This is a genomic window from Bradyrhizobium sp. 2TAF36 (assembly GCF_052114925.1).
GTDB classification, from domain to species: Bacteria; Pseudomonadota; Alphaproteobacteria; order Rhizobiales; family Xanthobacteraceae; genus Bradyrhizobium; species Bradyrhizobium barranii.
The window spans coordinates 1-16,963 of record NZ_JBFRFR010000006.1 but is presented as its reverse complement, the minus strand read 5'-3'; the positions used below and the strand labels follow the sequence as shown (position 1 = coordinate 16,963).

Here is a 16,963-nt window from a genome sequence, read left to right as displayed (position 1 = left end):
GGGGCAACTGCGTGTCTTCCTGGCTCGACTACACGATCAACGGGCTGATCGTCGGCAATGTCTACGCGCTCGTTGCGGTCGGGCTTGCGTTGATTTTTGGCGTCAGCCGGCTGATCAACTTTGCCCAGGGCTCGATCTATCTCGTCGGCGCCTATATCGGTTGGGTCGCGGTGGTGCAGCTGCATACGCCGCTGCCGCTCACCATCATCGTGGTCGCGGTGGCGGCCGCGATCGTCGGACTGATCATCGAACGGTTCGGCCTGCGTCCGCTCCAGAACTCCGTGCGCATCGCGCCGTTGCTCGCGACCATCGGCATCAGCTTCGTGCTCGATCAGCTGGTGATGCTGACCTTCTCGCCGAACCCGCGCGCGCTGCCGAGCCAGCTGCCTGACGTGCGCTTCCAGGTCGGCGGCGGCACGATCGGACCTCTTGATCTCCTGATCGCCGGTGTCGGCCTCACCAGCGCGCTRCTGCTGTTCGTGTTCCTGCGCTACAGCAAGCTCGGCTGGGCGGTGCGCGCCACCGCGCAGGACCGCGATGCCGCGATGCAGATGGGCGTCGACGTCAACCGCGTCAATCAGGCCGTATTTGGCATTGCGGCTGCGCTCGGCGGCGTCTCCGGCCTGCTGGTCGGCATGTACTACAACCAGATCGACACCGCGATGAGCCTGCAGGCGACGCTGAAGGGCGTCGTTGCGGAAGTGGTCGGGGGTGCCGGCAACGTGCCGGGCGCCGTGATCGGCAGCTTGTTGCTCGGGCTGGTCGAGAGCTACGGCGTCGCCGTGTTCGGCACGAGCTACCGCAATCTGTTCGCGTTCCTGCTGCTGGTCGTCGTGCTCGTGCTGCGTCCGAACGGCCTGTTCGCCAGCGCGCGGCAGGCGCCACCCGAGCCGCTCACCGGCACCTTCATCGCGCCGAGCCGCCCGGTGCGGATTTCGCGTTGGGCGCTGCTGGTTGCCGCCGGCGTGTTCGCGATCCTGCCGTTCTTCCCGGTGTCCTTCTACGTGCTCCAGACCCTGATCAACGCCTGGCTGCTCGGCATGCTCGCGCTCAGCCTGACGCTGGTTGCGGGCACGGTGGGGCAGGTCTCGCTCGGACATGCCGCGCTGCTCGCGATCGGCGCCTACACCTCTGCGCTGCTGTCGCTGACCCTCAACGTCCCCGTCGGCCTCGCCATCATCGCCGGCGGCCTGATGAGTGCCGCGCTCGGCACGGCATTGATCTCGCCGTCGTTCCGCCTGCGCGGGCATTACGTGTCGATCGCGACGCTGGCCATCGGCGAGATCGTGTCGCTGGTGATTCTGAACTGGGAGAGCGTTACGCGTGGTCCGATCGGCATCTCCGGCATTCCGCCGCTGTCGCTGTTCGGCTACGATCTGGTCAGCCCGACCTCGATCTACTGGTTCAGCTTTGTCGTGATGGTCGTGCTGGCGCTGCTGCAGGGGCGCTTGCTCGGCTCGCATCTCGGCCGCAGTTTTCGCGCTATCCGCGACGATGACATCGCCGCGCGCGCCTATGGCCTCAGCCTGAACCGCTACAAGTCGCTGGCCTTCATCTTCGGCGGCTTCGCGGCCGGTGTCAGCGGCGGCATCGCCGCCCATCTCTATTCCTACATCAACCACGAGACCTTCAACACGCAGCAATCCATCCTGGCGCTGACCGTCGTCATCCTCGGCGGCCTCGGCAACGTCGTCGGCGCCATCGTCGGAGCGGTCGCGCTGGTCGGCTTGCCGGAGGTGTTCCGGATCGCGGCGGAGTATCGCATCCTGATCTACGGCATCGTGCTGCTGCTGCTCGTGCGGTTCAGGCCGCAGGGCCTGTTGGGAACGATATGATGGCAGAGCAGCACACACCCATGCTGTCCCTGCGCGGGCTGACGCGTCGCTTTGGCGGCCTGACCGCAGTGGATGCCATCGACCTCGATCTCGCCAGGGGTGAGCTCATCAGCATCATCGGCCCGAACGGTGCCGGCAAGACGACGCTGTTCAACCTCGTGACCGGGCTCGATCGGCCCGATGCCGGCAATGTCCGCTTCGAAGGGCAGGACATCACGGGTCTCTCGCCCGAACGGCTTGCTGCCGGAGGCATCGCGCGCACGTTCCAGCTCGGTCGCGTCTTCGGCAATCTCAGCGTCATGGACAACGTCCTGATCGGCGCGCATACGCGGCTGCGCGCGGTGAAGCCCGCGGTGCCAGTGATCGGCCCGCTGCTGGAATTGGGACTGGCGCTGTTGCGTCCGGCCAGCGTTAGGGACGAAGAGGAACGGCTGCGCGAGGAGGTGAAGGCTATTCTCGCTCGCTTCGGCGAGCGGCTGCTGCCACGGATCGACCAGCCGGCCTACAGCCTGTCCTATGCCAACCGCCGCCGCGTCGAGATCGCGCGCGCGCTTGCGCTGAAGCCGCGCCTGTTGCTGCTCGACGAGCCGACCGCCGGCATGAACCCGACCGAAACCACGGAGATGCAGGGCCTCGTCGCCGAACTGAAGGCCGAGGGGCTGACCATCCTCCTGATCGAGCACAAGCTTGAAATGGTGATGCGCCTCTCCGACCGCGTCATCGTCATGGACGAGGGCAAGAAGATAGCGGAAGGGCCGGGCGAAGTGGTGCGTGGCGATCCCAAGGTGATCGAGGCCTATCTCGGCCATGGCCTGTCGGAGACGCCGGAGCGGGAGAGCGTGGTATGACGACTGGCGCATCCGAGCCGCTGCTGGCGCTCTCGAACGTCAACACCTTCTACGGCCAGGCGCAGGTGCATTTCGACCTGTCGATCACGGTCGGCCGCGGCCATATCGTCTGCCTGCTCGGCGGCAACGCCAGCGGCAAGTCGACCACAATGAAGATCATCTTGGGCCTGGTGAAACCGCGCTCGGGTGACGTGACCTTCGACGGCGCCTCGCTGCTCGGGCTCACCACGCCGCAGATCGTCCGCCGTGGTATCGCCTCCGTGCCGGAGGCGCGGCGGTTGTTCGCGGACATGAGCGTGCGCGAAAACATCCTGATGGGCGCCTTCGTGCGCAACGACCGCGATGCGGTGGCGCAGGATCTCGACAAGATGCTGACGCTGTTTCCGAAACTTGGGCAGCGGCTGTCGCAGCGTGCCGGTTCGCTCTCCGGCGGCGAGCAGCAGATGGTCGCGATGGCGCGCGCGCTGATGAGCCGTCCCCGGATGATCGTGATGGACGAGCCGACCATGGGCCTGTCGCCGCTCTATGTCGACCGCGTGCTGGAGTTGATCCGCACCATCAACCAGGAAGGCGTGTCGGTCTTCATGGTCGAGCAGAACGCCAGCCTCGCCCTCGAGATCGCGCACGAGGCCTATGTGCTCCAGACCGGCAAAATCGTGCTCTCAGGCCCGGCGCGAGCGCTGAAGGACGACCCCCGCATCCGCGATGCCTATCTTGGTGGCTCCGAGGCCGCGTAGCTTGACCGCGGCCTGATGGTTCGCCCGGCGATGCAGAGCATCGTCCAGACGCCCGCTGCGCGGGCTCCTCCCCATGAGGGTCTGTTCGCAACGTGGCCGCGAATCCAGGCCTCATCCTGAGGAGCCCGCGCAGCGGGCGTCTCGAAGGATGGTTACAAGCATTCCTGCAAAGCGGCCCCCTGGAATTGCATTGGTTAGTGTGATCATTCTATGAAAAGATCATACCGTTGCCGCGAAGGGGCGTGCGAACGGAATGATTGTCGTGACGAAATGGTCCCTACGGGCGGTGGAGCCCGCCACCGTGTTGCTGTTCGGCGGGCTCATCGCCGCCAACGTCGCCGCATGGGCCTGGGCCTTCGCGGCGTTCGGTGACCGGCCGACGGTGATGGCGACCGCGCTGCTGGCCTGGGTGTTTGGCCTCCGCCATGCCGTCGATGCCGACCACATCGCCGCCATCGACAATGTCGTGCGCAAGCTGATGCATGCGGGCGGTGCGCCGCGCAGCGTCGGCCTCTATTTCGCCCTCGGCCATTCCACCGTGGTCGTGGCCGCGACCATGCTGCTGGCACTCGGCGTGGTGAGCCTCGGCGGCGACAGCCTGCTCAGGGATATCGGCGGCGTCATCGGCACATCGGTGTCGGCGCTGTTCCTGCTCGTGATCGCGGCCATCAATCTCGCCATCTTCGTCGGCCTGTGGCGGACGTTTCGCATCGCGCGCGCGCAGGGCATCCACGACGCCGCGCAGCTCGATGCGCTGCTGGCGAACCGTGGATTCCTGGCGCGCCTGCTCGGCCCGATGTTCCGCCTGGTGACAAAGCCGTGGCACATGCTCCCGCTCGGGTTCCTGTTCGGGCTCGGCTTCGACACCGCGACCGAGATCGGCCTGCTCAGCATCTCCGCGACCGAAGCCGCGCGCGGCGCTTCGCTCATCGATGTCATGGTCTTTCCCGCGCTGTTCGCGTCGGGCATGGCGCTGGTCGACACCGCCGACTCGGCGCTGATGGTCAGCGCCTATCGCTGGGCCTTCGTCGATCCCCTGCGAAAGCTCTGGTACAACCTCACCATCACCGGCGCCTCCGTCGCGGTGGCGCTGTTGATCGGCGGCATCGAGGCGCTCGGCCTGATCGCCGACCGGCTTGGCCTAACCGGTGGCGTGTGGACGCTGGTCGACGGCCTCAACGAGTCGCTCGCCAATGTCGGCTTCGCCGTGATCGCGCTGTTTGCGATCGCCTGGCTCGTTTCGGTCCTGCTCTATCGCCGCATGTTTGCGGGCGCCGCGTCCCGCGCGAATGTACTTCGGGGCGCCGATGCGACCGAGGCGGCCTGAGTCTGGCCGTCGTCGCGGAGCGTTGACGGCATTTTCGGCCATCATGCTTCTCGCGGATGACGGCAGCGCCTTCGCGCAGAGCAGTGGCGCCTCGCGCGAATTGCCGCCGATCGAGGTCTCGGGCGGCGAGACGAAGCCTCACAAGAGACTGCCCGCATCGCGGCGAGCCAGCAAGCCGGTCCCGGCCAATCGCGGTCACGTGGCTCAGCCGACGCAGGCTCCGGCCTCGGACGCCCGCAGCGTCGCCTCCGGCGCAAAGGGCCCGCCAGGCATGGCGAGCGAGATCACCGTTTCCGGCGATGAGGTCAACGCGCGCCCTTTCGCGCGACCTGGTGAGGCGCTCGAAGTCGTGCCCGGGTTGATCGTGACCCAGCATTCGGGCGAAGGCAAAGCCAACCAGTATTTTCTGCGCGGCTACAATCTCGACCACGGCACTGATCTCGCCATCTATGTCGATGACGTCCCCGTCAACATGCGCACCCACGCGCATGGCCAGGGCTATGCCGATCTCAACTGGCTGATCCCGGAAACCATCAGCGCGATGGATGTGCGCAAGGGGCCGTACTTCGCCGACGAGAGCGATTTCGCCTCTGTCGGCAGCGTGCGCATCGGCCTGATCGACCGTACCGAAAAGGGCCTCGCGCAGGTGACCGCCGGCAGCTTTGGCTATCGTCGTCTTCTCGGCATGGACTCAGCGAAAGTCGGTGACGGTTCGCTGCTCGTCGCCGGCGAGCTCGGCACCTACAATGGCCCCTGGGAAAATCCGGACAACGTGCGCAAGCTGAACGGTCTCGTGCGCTACAGCCGGGGCACCGCGACCGATGGCCTGACCATCACCGGCATGGCCTACGCGAACAAATGGAATTCGACCGACCAGGTGCCGCAGCGTGCGATCGCCGCCGGTTTTATCGACCGCTTCGGCTCGGAAGATCCGAACGACGGCGGCAACACCAACCGCTTTGCGCTCTCGGGCCGCATCGCGCAGAGCGACGATGTGGGGTCGTGGAAGGCCAACGCTTATGTCGTGAAGAGCCAGCTCGACCTCTTCAACAACTTCACCTATTTCCTCCGCGATCCCGTGCTCGGCGACCAGTTCCACCAGCACGACGACCGCCTGATGGCGGGCGCCAACATCTCGCGCACGCTGAACGGGTCGTTCGCCGGACTGCCGATGCAGACCACGACTGGCCTGCAATCGCGCTATGATTCGATCGATCTGGCGCTGAGCAACACGTTCCAGCGCGGCTTCCTCTCCAACATTCGGAGCGACAAGGTCGGCGAGGGCAGCGTCGGTGTTTATGCCGAAAACACCGTGCGCTGGACCGATTGGCTGAGGACCACTGTCGGCCTGCGCGGCGATTACTATGCGGCCGACGTCACCTCGCTGTTCAATGCCAACAATTCCGGCCGCACTGACGCCGCGCTCGGCAGCCCGAAATTCCGCATGGTGCTCGGCCCGTTCAACCAGACCGAATTCTTCTTCGGCGCCGGCACCGGCATGCACTCGAACGACGCGCGCGGTGCGACCACGACGGAAAATCCGAGCGATCCCGCCACGCGACTTACGCCGTCGCCGCTGCTGGTCCGCACCAGAGGCGCGGAGGTCGGCGTCCGCAGCAAGATCGTGCCCGGCCTCGACACCTCGTTCAGCCTCTTCATCCTCGACCAGGATTCCGAGATCCTGTTCTCGGGCGATGCCGGCGATACCTCGGCGACCCGCGCCAGCCGCCGCTACGGTTTCGAGTGGACTAATCATTATCGCCCGCGCTCGTGGATCGACATCGATGCCGATCTCGCCATGACGCATGCGCGCTTCCGCGGCACTGACAGCGAGCAGGCGGAGGTCTACGCCTCGCTCGCGGGTTATCCCGAGGCGCAGATCGGCAATGCGCCCGGCAACTACATTCCGAATGCGCCGGCGATGGTGGCATCGGCCGGCATCACGCTCGGCGAGAAGACCGGCTGGTTCGGGACTTTGCGCTGGCGCTATCTGGCGTCGAGCCCGCTGACCGAAGACAATGCGTTCCGCTCGTCCGCGACCAGCATCTTCAACAGCCGCCTCGGCTATCGCATCGACAATGGCTGGCGCATCCAGCTCGACGTGCTCAATCTTTTCAACACGCAGGCGAACCAGATCACTTATGCCTATGGCTCGCTGCTCAAGACCGACACGCTCTACAATCTCTGCACCAGCGGCGTCGCGCCGACGGCGGTCTGCCAGAACGGCGTGATGGATTACGTGCTGCACCCGGTCGAGCCGCTGACCTTTCGCCTGACTGTCGCCGGGACGTTCTAGGCGATCTCAAGCCGAGGCCGCGCTCGGAACCGGCTCCGCCGGCAGATCGTCGCCRTTGGGATCGCCCGGCGCGGTGGCCCAGGCCAGCTCCACCAGCGTCACGATCCGGCGCCCGCCGCCGTCGAGCTGGCAGACGATCAGGCCCTGCTCCTCCATATAGCCGAGCAGGCGCTGGGCGCGGCGCAGCGAATGCGAGCCGTAGGCACGCGCGATCGCGGCGTCGCCGGGGCAGGGCCAGCCTTCCTTCGCCGCGCGTGCGATCATCATGAACACGCCCTGCATGTCGTCGGGCAGGATAGAGGCGCGCAGCGACACGTCCTGCCAGACGTCGTCCTCGGCATGCTCGGCGCCGAGCCCGGCGCGCGCGCGTGTCAGCATGCGGCGGAATTCGTTCAGATCAGGCACCGCGGAGCCGAGGCCCTCGATGCGGCAGCGGACCACGAACTCCTGATAGAGCACGCCGACGGCGCGGAAGCCGGCATCGGGCTCGGCGAGCACGGCGCGAAGCGTACGATCGACGCGCTCGCGCCGCTCGGCGAGCTCCTCGGCGCTGATCGGCACCTCGGCCACCTCAGGCCGGATCTCCGGCGCGGCCGCCTTCGCGGCGCGGAGCTGCTCGAGCAGATCGGGCGCGGGCCGGCGCTGCGGGCGGCTGGCATCGGGCGGCGGTGCGGCCAGGATCACGGCGCGCATATCCTCGAGCGCGGCTTCCGGCATCGGCATCAGCCGCGGCGTGGAATTGCGCGCGTGGGTGTCGGTCGGGCCGATATGCAAACGCAGGGGGCGTCGCGACAGCGCCGGGCCGAGCGCCATGAACTGTCCGCGCTCGAGATCGCGAAAGGATTCGGCCTGCCGCCGCTCCATGCCGAGCAGGTCGGCGGCGCGCGCCATGTCGATGTCGAGGAAGGTCCGACCCATCAGGAAATTGGAGGCTTCCGCCGCGACATTCTTGGCGAGTTTTGCCAGGCGCTGGGTCGCGATGATGCCGGCGAGGCCACGCTTGCGGCCGCGGCACATCAGATTGGTCATCGCGCCGAGAGAGAGCTTGCGCGCCTCGTCCGAGACCTCGCCGGCGACCGCCGGCGCGAACAGCTGCGCCTCGTCGACCACCACCAGCATCGGGTACCAGTGATCGCGGTCGACGTCGAACAGGCCGCCGAGGAACGCCGCGGCACGCCGCATCTGGTTCTCGGCGTCCAGCCCTTCGAGATTGRGCACGGTGGAGACGCGATGCAGCCGCGCGCGCTCGCCGGCGACCTGAAGGCCGCGCTCGGTGTGATCCTCGGCCTCGATCACCAGATGGCCGAATTGCTCGGCCAGCGTGACGAAGTCGCCTTCGGGGTCGATGATGGCCTGCTGCACCCAGGGCGCGCTCTGTTCGAGCAGCCGCCGCAACAGATGCGACTTGCCGGAGCCCGAATTGCCCTGCACCAGGAGCCGGGTCGCCAGCAGTTCCTCGAGGTCCATGGCGGCCGCGGCGCCTGCCGTGGTCTGCCCCATCTCGATCGCAACTGTCATGTCCCCGACTCAAGTCCCCATCATTCGCGGAGTGGGGCTTATCAACCCGGCCGGGGCGCGTCGAGCGGCACCGTGCGAATCATGCGGTGTTGCCCACGGCGGAGTTCAGGCGTGATTCGATTGCCGTAAAAGTGCGGGCCGATAGGGCGCCTGCGGATCGTCGTCCTCGTTCTCGGGGATCGCACAGGAGCCGAATTCCTGCCGGATACGCTCGATCTCGGCGATGCGCTCGTGCAGCCGCTGCAGATGCTCGGGCGATGTCGCGCGCCAGAACCGGAAGGTGTCGGTGGTGAGCGGCAGGAACGCCGTTCCGAACAGCGTCGGCTCGGGAACGATGGTGCGTCCGAGCAGCAGGAACCGGTTCTCGCCGGAGACCACGAGGGTCGCGTAGCCGCGGTTACCGATCCGCCTGATCCCGTTCAGCGACCATTCGACGAGCTTGCTGAAATAAGGCTCCTCGCGCCAGCGATCGGGGCAGTGGTCGTCGACCGTCACGTTGACCGCGTCCTGGCTGAAATGCACGATGATGCCGGACGTCGCCGGAAACCACGCATCATCGAGATGACCTTGCAGCCAGGCGCAGACGAACGACCGGCACATCTGCGGGCGGCGGTCGTAGATGGTGCACCCGGTTCCCGTCTGCCAGTGTCTGCACAGCTGGTTCACCGGCTTGTCGACGGCGGCCACTTCAAGGATATCGCAGCAGGCGTTGCACGATCCGCACTGCCGGGTCAGCGGCGCCGTTTTCGGCAGGCCGGTCGCGCGAAAACCCTGGCCGTCGCGGACCAGGAGCTTTTGCTTCTCCAGCGTGCTCAGCGCGCGCTCGACCTTGAGGCGGGATAATCCGGTCGCGTCAACGATCCCCTTCATCGTCGTCGCGCCGGCCTCCACCGCGCGAGCGACCTGCAACGCCGTCTGATCCATCGTCTTCTACTTGCTCTTCAGCCCTTCGATCCGGCCATCGCGCTGCCCCGGAACCTGCGGAAATCGGCGCCCGCGTGACGGCTAGCAGTCGCATGTATGCGGGATTTACGCAAACGGACTGCTGAGCAGGATCGCCCGTATTGGGCCAAATTGTAAGCCCATGCTCAGGGGCGATCCGATCTGCATCGACAATTCGATCAGTGCAGGCCGGCGCGACCTATGACGGCAGCGCCGGCACGCTGCTACTGCGCGCTAGATCCGCCCTGCACGATCTTCTCGTTCAGCTTCAGGTCCACGGTCTCGACCGTGCGGTCGATCTCGGCATTGGGGGTGCCGAGCTGATGCGAGATCAGCTTCACCAGCAGGTCGACGCGCTCGATGAAGGGCGCGCCGCTCGCGACCGCGCGCGCGGCCGATGACGGCTTGAGCAGGCTCTCGGCGGCCTTGGCGTATTTCGCGAACGGCACCTGGTCCTGCGGATCGGCGCCGAGACGGCGGGCGATCGCGTCGACATGGTCGTAGATCGTCTGCGAGCGCGCGAGATCGCCGTGCACGGCGTCGCGGATCGACTGCGGCTCGTGCGGCGTGATGCAGCGATAGTTGCCGGTCAGCAGCATCGACCATTTCGCCAGCGGCACGAACAGCGAAGAGAACACTTTCAGCTTCACCGGCACGTCGTGACCGTCGAGCGTCACCGCGTCGATGTCGGCTTCGAGCTCGCGCAGCACCTTGTTGTGCTTCTCGTCGGCGAAGGCCGATGCCTTGAAATTCGTGGGCAGGCCGACATGAAGCACGTTGGCGGCTTCTTCCGGCGGACGGAAGGCCTGCGGGTCGGGCGAGCACAGCGTCACCAGGCCGGGCTCGAAGCGCTCCCACACCTGCGCATTGGTGTAGGCCTCCTCGAGATCCATGTCGGCGAGCGACGGGATGCGCTTCAGGTAGGGCAGCGGCGGCATGTTCATGATCGACAGGCACGGCAGCTTCGCCGCGGCGATCTTGACCATGAGAACGCGGACCGTGTGGTTGGTGTATTGCGGCTCCTGCATTGCCAGGCCGACCATGTCGTAGCGCGAGAGGTCGACATTGCCCGGCGTCACCGCGTCGAGCTTGCCGGGCAGGTCGCGCGAGAAGATCGCCCGGTGCACCGCCTCGTCGCGCAGCTTGATGCGCACCTCGGTACCGTCACGGTTGATCAGCTCAGCAGTCTTGGCGCGGCAGACCAGGGACACGTTATGGCCCGCCATCAGCAGCTTCGTGCCCAGCAGGGAACCGTAGGAAGCCCCGAGAATCAGGATGTTACGCGCCATATTCCGTCCCTTTGAAAATGTGTGTGATTTTTGAGCCCCAGCCCGTCATCCGCGGGCGAGTTGCCGGCATGTAAAGCGAAGTCCGCGGGGATGGCAACTGGGATAATGCATACAAGGCGGAAGGTGGACTGCCGGGCGGGTGCGGTGATCGGTCGCCCGGATGGAGCGCGGCCCGATCCGGGACCGCTCGTCCGGCGCCCGCGCTTTTCCCGGATTGCGCGGAACCTGTCATCGGGCGGCGCTTCGCGTCGACCCGTTGGCTCCATCCGGGCGACGGGGCTCTCGTTGCCCGACGGGCAAAACACCCGAGAGGGCGTCAACCCGAGACGCGAAAATATTCCGCTTTACCGAAATTCGGAATTGGCGTATGTGTCGCCCATCCCGGCTCACCAAGAGGGGCGATCTTGTGTCGTCACTGTCGCGAGCCGGGCTTGCGGTGGACGCGGCAGCGTCGGGCGCGAGAGGCCAAGGGCAGGGCGGATTGCTCTCCGTGAGCCCAAGACTTCGTTCCGGATGAGCGGCGCTGTCAGGTTCGTCTCGTCTGTAAGTTTTCGGCTCCGTCGACAGGGCTGGAAAAACTGCGGCGAAATGGCGGGCCGTGCGTACGGCAAAACCGTGTGGTCCTTTCCGCCAGCTATTTCTTCGGTCTGTTGAAAGCGGCGGAAGTGACTGAAAACGTAGGCATATTCCGTCTGCCTCCGGATCAACTAAAGGCCCTCCCGAACCTGCCGGGCCCTAATAGGCCCTAGTTTCACCCTCTGCGCTGACGCGGGTTTCCGGTGCCTGTGGCCCTGCCGCTGGCGGCGCGCTGTAGCGCTTCCTGATGCCTGCGGTGCGTGGTGCCTGCCGTCCTATCGCCTGTCCCGTCCCTGTCGTGTTGACGGTGGCGTGTCGGTCGTCGGTGCCTGCCGCCGTCGTGACGCTGGCGCGCTCGACGTGGTGATGACGCTATGCCCGTCCGCTATCGGTCGCCGTGCTGCCGCTGTCGTGGTCCGTGTCGCGGCGATGACGTGATGCGGTGACGGTGCGACCGCTCCCGGTGCGCGGACGATGGATGACGACGGATTGTGCGGCGCTCGAAGTCGCTGAGGTGGTGAAACGCTGGTGCGAGACCGGGGCGGGCGAGCGGCCTAAACCTTCGTATAGGTCCGTTACCCGTTTTAGATGACCGACGTTTACCGGGGTTCAATTGAGCCGCAATCGCGATCGTCTTATCTACAGGGTATGCGGTAGCGCTCCCGCTATCGCTGCCCTCCTTGGGGCGTTTCCTCCCTAGACTTGGGCCGCTTGTGGCAACGCAGGCGGCCTTTCTTTTGTGTGCGCCCGTCGGTTTCTCGGGTCCTCTGGGGCGCGTCGAAAAGGCGGGGACCGCGCGACCGCCTCGTATGAGGATATTTCCAAATCATCACACTCGCCTAAATTATGGACCATCCGTACACAAAGGTGGCGCGCCACCTTGGACGACGTCACGCGGCTCCTGTCGCTGACCTCGCCACGTCGCACTGCAATAATCGTGACAGCGCGGAGCAGGTTTGAGCCCGAGTTGGTCCTGAAGTTGAATTTGCGACTACCCAAATTCGTAGTGGATGCTAGTAAAGGTTCCTGCTGGCGAACGACGCTCCATGGAAATACTCAGGCATTCAATAGAGCACCTGTCTGCGCCAATTTGCGGTGCCTGTAACATCGAGATGGCCTGGTCCCGCTCTACTCTCATTGCGGCGGAAAAGGTCGTCGTCCACGTGTTCCTCTGCACGCGCTGCGGTACAGTTGGCGAGATTAGGACGCCCACGAAGGTCTCCACAGAGTAAATGTGAACTGCGTGACCTGAAGGTGTCGGCTCACTTACTCTGCTGCTTGATCGCCCACAACCGATAGGCTTGGTCTACGAAAGGGTCCGGCTCTGTCGGCGGCGGGACCAGCTTAGCGCCCTCGCTGCGGAAGTGATCGAGGCCACGTCCCATCGCCTTGCCCTTCATCGTGTGCATGTCGAGAGCCCAGTCGGGGATCGTCGGCGCAAAATCCTCCAGCATCGATCGGAGACCGATCGCGGCGGCGAAGTGACAGCCCGCGCGGGACTTCGGCGACCTGCACATGATCCTGATGCRGTTGCCGACCATCAGCCGGGCCTCACCGATCTTGCTGCTGTAGCGCTCCTTGGACTGCGCCAGCGCCGTCGCGACGAACGGCAAAACCCATGGCGCCGCGATGGTGTCGAGGTCTTCGTGGCAAATCACTTCGAGACGATTGCAGACCATGCTGTGCATCGCCTTGCTGGTGTGGATCAGCTCTACGGCGAACTCCATCGCCTCGCGCTCAAGGCCGCGCCTGATCGCCTTCTGGAGCGCGCTGATGCAGGTCATCGCGTTGAGGCCGCTCTTGGTGGCGGGGATCATCGCAGCGACCCCTTGCCCTGCGCGACGATGCGAATGCCGCTGGTGTCGGCGAGCCGGGCCGCGACGATCGCGCGGGCCTGATCGATCGAATAGGCGTGGACGGTGAAAAGCGGCTTGCCGTTCTGGATGACGATGAAGGGTTGCGGGTTTCGCATGAACAGCTTGCTATCAAGCGCGCCACCGCGCAGGTCGCTTTGGACGAGGCAATTAAGGCTCGCCAGCATGCGCTGCTTTCCGGCGACCTCGACGATCAGCGCGCTCTCGACAATTTGCAGGGCCTTGTGGACACGGCAGCTTCAGCGCTGACGGGCATCGACGACGCACTCGCTGTTCTGGCGAAGGACAAGGCCGAAGCAGGGCGCCAGCTTGTAGCTGAACGCGGGCGCATCAAGCGCGCTGATGCTGCGGACAAGCTGCATAAGCAGGTCACTGCCATCGAGGCGGCCTTGCCGATCTACCTTGAGAAGTCGCGCGATCTTGCCGACGCTCTTTCTGAGATCGGCTGGCATTTCGAGACCGGCCAAATGGCGAGCTTCATCCAGAGCACCATGGGCCAGATCGAAGTCGCCGCCAACTTCGCGCTCGCGGACTTGAAAGCCATGCCTGACGCAATTCGGTGCGGTCAGCAGGCGATGCCGCAGGAGCCTCTGCCTATGCCGGTTGTCGCACCGGAACCCGAGCTTCCGACCATGACGGTCGCAAGCGGTTTGCGGGTCAGTGGACCGATGCAATCATGCCGGTTACGACGGCACAGCGAGCATTGAATATGCGCATCGCCATCCCGACCACCGATCCGCGCCGCGCTCAGCTTCGCGGCGCACGCGGTGGTGATTTCACGCCGAACGCGCCGGATGTCGTCGATCTCGATGCTGCGGAGGAGCCGAAGGCGGTCTCGCCGAACGTCGATCCCGTCATGCGTGCCGCCGTCTTCACCAAAATCGATCGAAGCGCGGAGACGCGCACGATCGAGATCGACGCTCCGCGGATGTGATCATGCGTAGGCAGAAGATCACGATGCCACCTGATACGATAACGACCCGCATCGATGGCTGGGTTGGCACGTCGGATCGTATTCCCGCGTCCGTCGCAGAACTGATCGCGCGGCATGCCGGAGTTCGCAATCCCGTCATCGCCGCGATCCGCGCCCGAATGCAAGCCCGGCATAAGGAGGTTCTTGGCTATGAATAAGCAATTTTCGGCTGAAGAGCGGGTTCTCCAGCCCGCGCTCGCCGGAATGGGGGCCGCTGCCGGCAAGCCGCATAACGAGGCTAACGGCAGCGGTCCTGACGAGGAGATCGACGAATATGACGAACTCCTGATGGCGCTCGGCCGTACGCGCGAGCAGGATCATCGCATCGCAATTCACGAGGCGGGACATGCCGTCTGTGCGCGCTTGCTTGGGCATGATGTTGGTGGGGTCACCGTGAACCCGGATACTAGCCGCGGTTACGAAGGCTTGTGCTGGGGTGTCGGACATGCCGAGGCGTTCGCGGAAGGTCGTGGCGATGCTTCCGACGTTCGCGATGCGCTTGCTCGGCAGATGCCGCAGGCTGGCGAGGATCGTCGTGCTTTGGGCGATGTTTTCGCCAACGTCTACGCTAAGTGCATCGAATTTTTAGCGGGCCGGGCGGCGGAACGTATGGTGCTCGACGGTGACCCTGCCGTGCCTGCCGACGATCTCCGGCAGGCGCGTGAGCTGGCTTGGTTGATCTGCAAGACCGAAGAAGCCATCGAAACGTTTCTCGCGCATTGTGGTGTTGCCGCGCGCGACGTGCTGATGCCGTATGGCGACGTCGTGATCGTGTTGTCCACCGTGCTGCGCATGAAGCGTACGTTGGATGGCGCAGAGATCGACGAGATCATTCGGGGGGTGGAGGCCCGCAAAGCATTGGCGATTGAGCACAAGCGTCGCGCTGATTGGCGCAAGGGCGAACTGGCGGCCGCACGCTTTCGGGCCGCGTGCGATCACTCTGATACTGTAGCCGTGCCACATTCTGCACCAGATTGCGTGCGGTAATCAGCCCATCTGCGATCGGATGGCGCGGCGGACGTACCCGGCCTGATGATCTTCAATGGCCCTGACGCAATGTCGTCGGGGCCATTGTTTTAGGCGCCTTCCGTTGACGCGCAGATGTCGCCTCTTAGGTGCGAAGCAGAAATCGTATGCTCGATCCGAGCCTTACCGTTTGTGACCCAAGCCGGATATTGACCCGCCGCACAGTTCGCCTACGCTTTACGTCAAAACGGGAGCGTTCCCATGAGACAGTTAGCAATCTCGGCCCTCCTTTTTAATTGCCTTTTGACGGTTCCAGCTCTTGCACAAACTCCACCAAACAAAATGCCAGCTGACCAGGCGCGCGAAGAGCACGCTTACGCTATCGGCGTTCGAACAGCGATCTGGGGGCGTCCTTTCGTGGACAACATCCACACGCTCTATGCTGGGCTCAAGGCTGGTGCTGTCGGGCTCAACTATTTCCGCAAGTTCCCAAATCTGAAGACGGCCGCGGACAAGTTCGTCAACACGCCAAACAATGTCTCAATCGACGGCTATACCTGTGCTGATCTCGGCAGCGAACCGGTTGTCGTTCGCGTTCCTACTCTCAGCCAGAGCCGCTGGTACATCGTCCAGATTGGCGACTACTATGATCAGGTCGTCTACAACATCGGCGGCAGTAAGGGACCGGAACCCGGGTTGTTTCTTCTCACTGGGCCGGACTTCCACGGCGCAATACCTTCGGGCATGAAGCAGATCAAGGTCCGTACGCAACTGGGCGTGATCGCCAACCGTGTGTTCGTCAACGGTGACGCCGACCTACCTGCGGCCCGCGAGGTTCAGGCGGGTTTCCTTGCGCTGCCGTTATCGGTGTTCGAGAAGCAGGGCCTGCGATTTGAAGTCCCGAAACAATACGAGTACGCGCGTTTTGAGTTCAAGCCAACGGCCCCCGAAGCTCTTCGCATGTTCGAGACGATCGGCTTCGGCATGAAGACGTTTCTATCGCGCAGTGACGACTTCAGCGACGCCGATGTTGCCGCTGCTCACCGGATCGGCCTCAGTGTCGCAAACGGATTTGATTGGCAAAGTCTCGACGAGCCAACCAAGCGCGGTCTCGCACGAGCGGCGACGACAGCAACGGCGATCATCGAGGACACCTACGCAAACGCGGCTGAGAACGTCAGGGGCTGGGGCTACACGATGGGTGGGGGGCGAGCCGGTTTCGACTACGCCTTGCGTGCAGCCATGGCGGCTAACCTGACGGGGGCAAACGTGCCAGAGGAAATTCTCTATCCAAACACCCGCGTGGACGACCAGGGCGCTGCGCTCTCTGGCGCGAACAAATACGTCCTTCAGTTCGACAAGGATAAAATCCCACCCGTGTCGGTGTTCTGGAACCTCAACATGTACGACGAGAAGGAGTTCTTCATCGAGAATGACTTCAAGCGCTACAGCGTCGGCAGTACGACTGATGGATTGAAGAAGGGTGGCGACGGTTCGGTTACAATCTACATCCAAAAAGATAATCCCGGCCCGGACAAGCAATCGAACTGGCTTCCTGCACCCGCTGGCAACTTCAATTTGACAATGCGGCTGTACGGGGCACAAACCCCCATCTTGGACGGTTCGTACCGACTGCCGGGAGTGAAGCGAGTACCGTAAGTCTGCTCTTGGCCGATTTTGTTGAAAAAGTCTTCGGTTGCGTGAGCTGACATTCGCTGATTCAGTCGTTGCAAGAGGGCTGAATCATGATGGGACATCAGCGAGTTGGGCAGGCCGCATTGT

General features: G+C 64.4%; 15 protein-coding genes. 10 read left to right on the top strand and 5 right to left on the bottom strand.

Features of this window, described 5'->3' with window-relative positions; translation table 11 throughout:
* The first annotated feature begins 11 nt into the window (after nt 1-11).
* The 5 genes from AB4Z51_RS04425 (at nt 12) to AB4Z51_RS04405 (ending at nt 7,043) form a co-directional block, all read left to right on the top strand.
* On the top strand, nt 12-1,835 hold the full coding sequence (locus AB4Z51_RS04425; protein ID WP_135215619.1) for an ABC transporter permease: 1,824 nt from the start codon (nt 12-14) through the stop codon (nt 1,833-1,835).
* Entirely contained in the window at nt 1,835-2,683 is an 849-nt protein-coding gene (locus AB4Z51_RS04420; RefSeq protein ID WP_167768158.1) for an ABC transporter ATP-binding protein, read from the top strand. Before AB4Z51_RS04425 ends, AB4Z51_RS04420 begins: the two co-directional genes overlap by 1 nt.
* Nucleotides 2,680-3,420, top strand: a complete 741-nt coding sequence (locus tag AB4Z51_RS04415) for an ABC transporter ATP-binding protein (protein ID WP_063981254.1) — start codon at nt 2,680-2,682, stop codon at nt 3,418-3,420. Before AB4Z51_RS04420 ends, AB4Z51_RS04415 begins: the two co-directional genes overlap by 4 nt.
* Before the next feature lie 253 nt (nt 3,421-3,673).
* Nucleotides 3,674-4,747 (top strand): HoxN/HupN/NixA family nickel/cobalt transporter, encoded by a 1,074-nt coding sequence (locus AB4Z51_RS04410; protein ID WP_441497094.1) that lies wholly within the window; start codon nt 3,674-3,676, stop codon nt 4,745-4,747.
* Nucleotides 4,728-7,043, top strand: coding sequence for a TonB-dependent receptor (locus AB4Z51_RS04405; RefSeq protein ID WP_441497093.1), 2,316 nt, complete (start codon nt 4,728-4,730; stop codon nt 7,041-7,043). Before AB4Z51_RS04410 ends, AB4Z51_RS04405 begins: the two co-directional genes overlap by 20 nt.
* A gap of 6 nt (nt 7,044-7,049) precedes the next feature.
* Here the strand turns inward: AB4Z51_RS04405 and AB4Z51_RS04400 are convergent, their stop codons facing one another.
* From AB4Z51_RS04400 to AB4Z51_RS04380, 5 genes are all read right to left on the bottom strand, one after another.
* A complete protein-coding gene (locus AB4Z51_RS04400) occupies nt 7,050-8,561 on the bottom strand; it encodes a helicase HerA domain-containing protein (RefSeq protein ID WP_441497092.1) in 1,512 nt (503 codons plus the stop codon).
* Nucleotides 8,562-8,666: 105 nt separating this feature from the next.
* Nucleotides 8,667-9,485 carry a YkgJ family cysteine cluster protein gene (locus AB4Z51_RS04395; RefSeq protein ID WP_063981257.1) on the bottom strand — a complete coding sequence of 273 codons (819 nt, stop codon included), beginning with the start codon at nt 9,483-9,485 and terminating at the stop codon, nt 8,667-8,669.
* Between the two features lie 242 nt (nt 9,486-9,727).
* Nucleotides 9,728-10,792, bottom strand: coding sequence for a ketopantoate reductase family protein (locus AB4Z51_RS04390; protein WP_441497091.1), 1,065 nt, complete (start codon nt 10,790-10,792; stop codon nt 9,728-9,730).
* Between the two features lie 1,838 nt (nt 10,793-12,630).
* Nucleotides 12,631-13,185, bottom strand: coding sequence for a hypothetical protein (locus AB4Z51_RS04385; protein ID WP_441497090.1), 555 nt, complete (start codon nt 13,183-13,185; stop codon nt 12,631-12,633).
* Nucleotides 13,182-13,340 (bottom strand): hypothetical protein, encoded by a 159-nt coding sequence (locus AB4Z51_RS04380; protein ID WP_441497089.1) that lies wholly within the window; start codon nt 13,338-13,340, stop codon nt 13,182-13,184. Before AB4Z51_RS04380 ends, AB4Z51_RS04385 begins: the two co-directional genes overlap by 4 nt.
* Here AB4Z51_RS04380 and AB4Z51_RS04375 point away from each other — a divergent pair.
* The 5 genes from AB4Z51_RS04375 to AB4Z51_RS04355 all read left to right on the top strand — a co-directional run bounded on the left by AB4Z51_RS04375 (nt 13,326) and on the right by AB4Z51_RS04355 (nt 16,840).
* Nucleotides 13,326-13,949, top strand: coding sequence for a hypothetical protein (locus AB4Z51_RS04375; protein WP_441497088.1), 624 nt, complete (start codon nt 13,326-13,328; stop codon nt 13,947-13,949). The two genes, AB4Z51_RS04380 and AB4Z51_RS04375, sit on opposite strands and share 15 nt — an antisense overlap.
* 2 nt (nt 13,950-13,951) lie before the next feature.
* On the top strand, nt 13,952-14,176 hold the full coding sequence (locus AB4Z51_RS04370) for a hypothetical protein (RefSeq protein ID WP_441497087.1): 225 nt from the start codon (nt 13,952-13,954) through the stop codon (nt 14,174-14,176).
* 2 nt (nt 14,177-14,178) lie between these two features.
* The gene (locus tag AB4Z51_RS04365; RefSeq protein WP_441497086.1) at nt 14,179-14,373 is read left to right on the top strand and encodes a hypothetical protein; all 195 of its coding nucleotides are present in this window, start codon (nt 14,179-14,181) and stop codon (nt 14,371-14,373) included.
* Nucleotides 14,366-15,202, top strand: coding sequence for a hypothetical protein (locus tag AB4Z51_RS04360; protein ID WP_441497085.1), 837 nt, complete (start codon nt 14,366-14,368; stop codon nt 15,200-15,202). The genes AB4Z51_RS04365 and AB4Z51_RS04360 overlap by 8 nt, the downstream gene beginning before the upstream one ends.
* A 240-nt stretch (nt 15,203-15,442) precedes the next feature.
* Nucleotides 15,443-16,840 (top strand): DUF1254 domain-containing protein, encoded by a 1,398-nt coding sequence (locus AB4Z51_RS04355; protein ID WP_441497084.1) that lies wholly within the window; start codon nt 15,443-15,445, stop codon nt 16,838-16,840.
* The last annotated feature ends 123 nt before the right edge of the window (nt 16,841-16,963 follow it).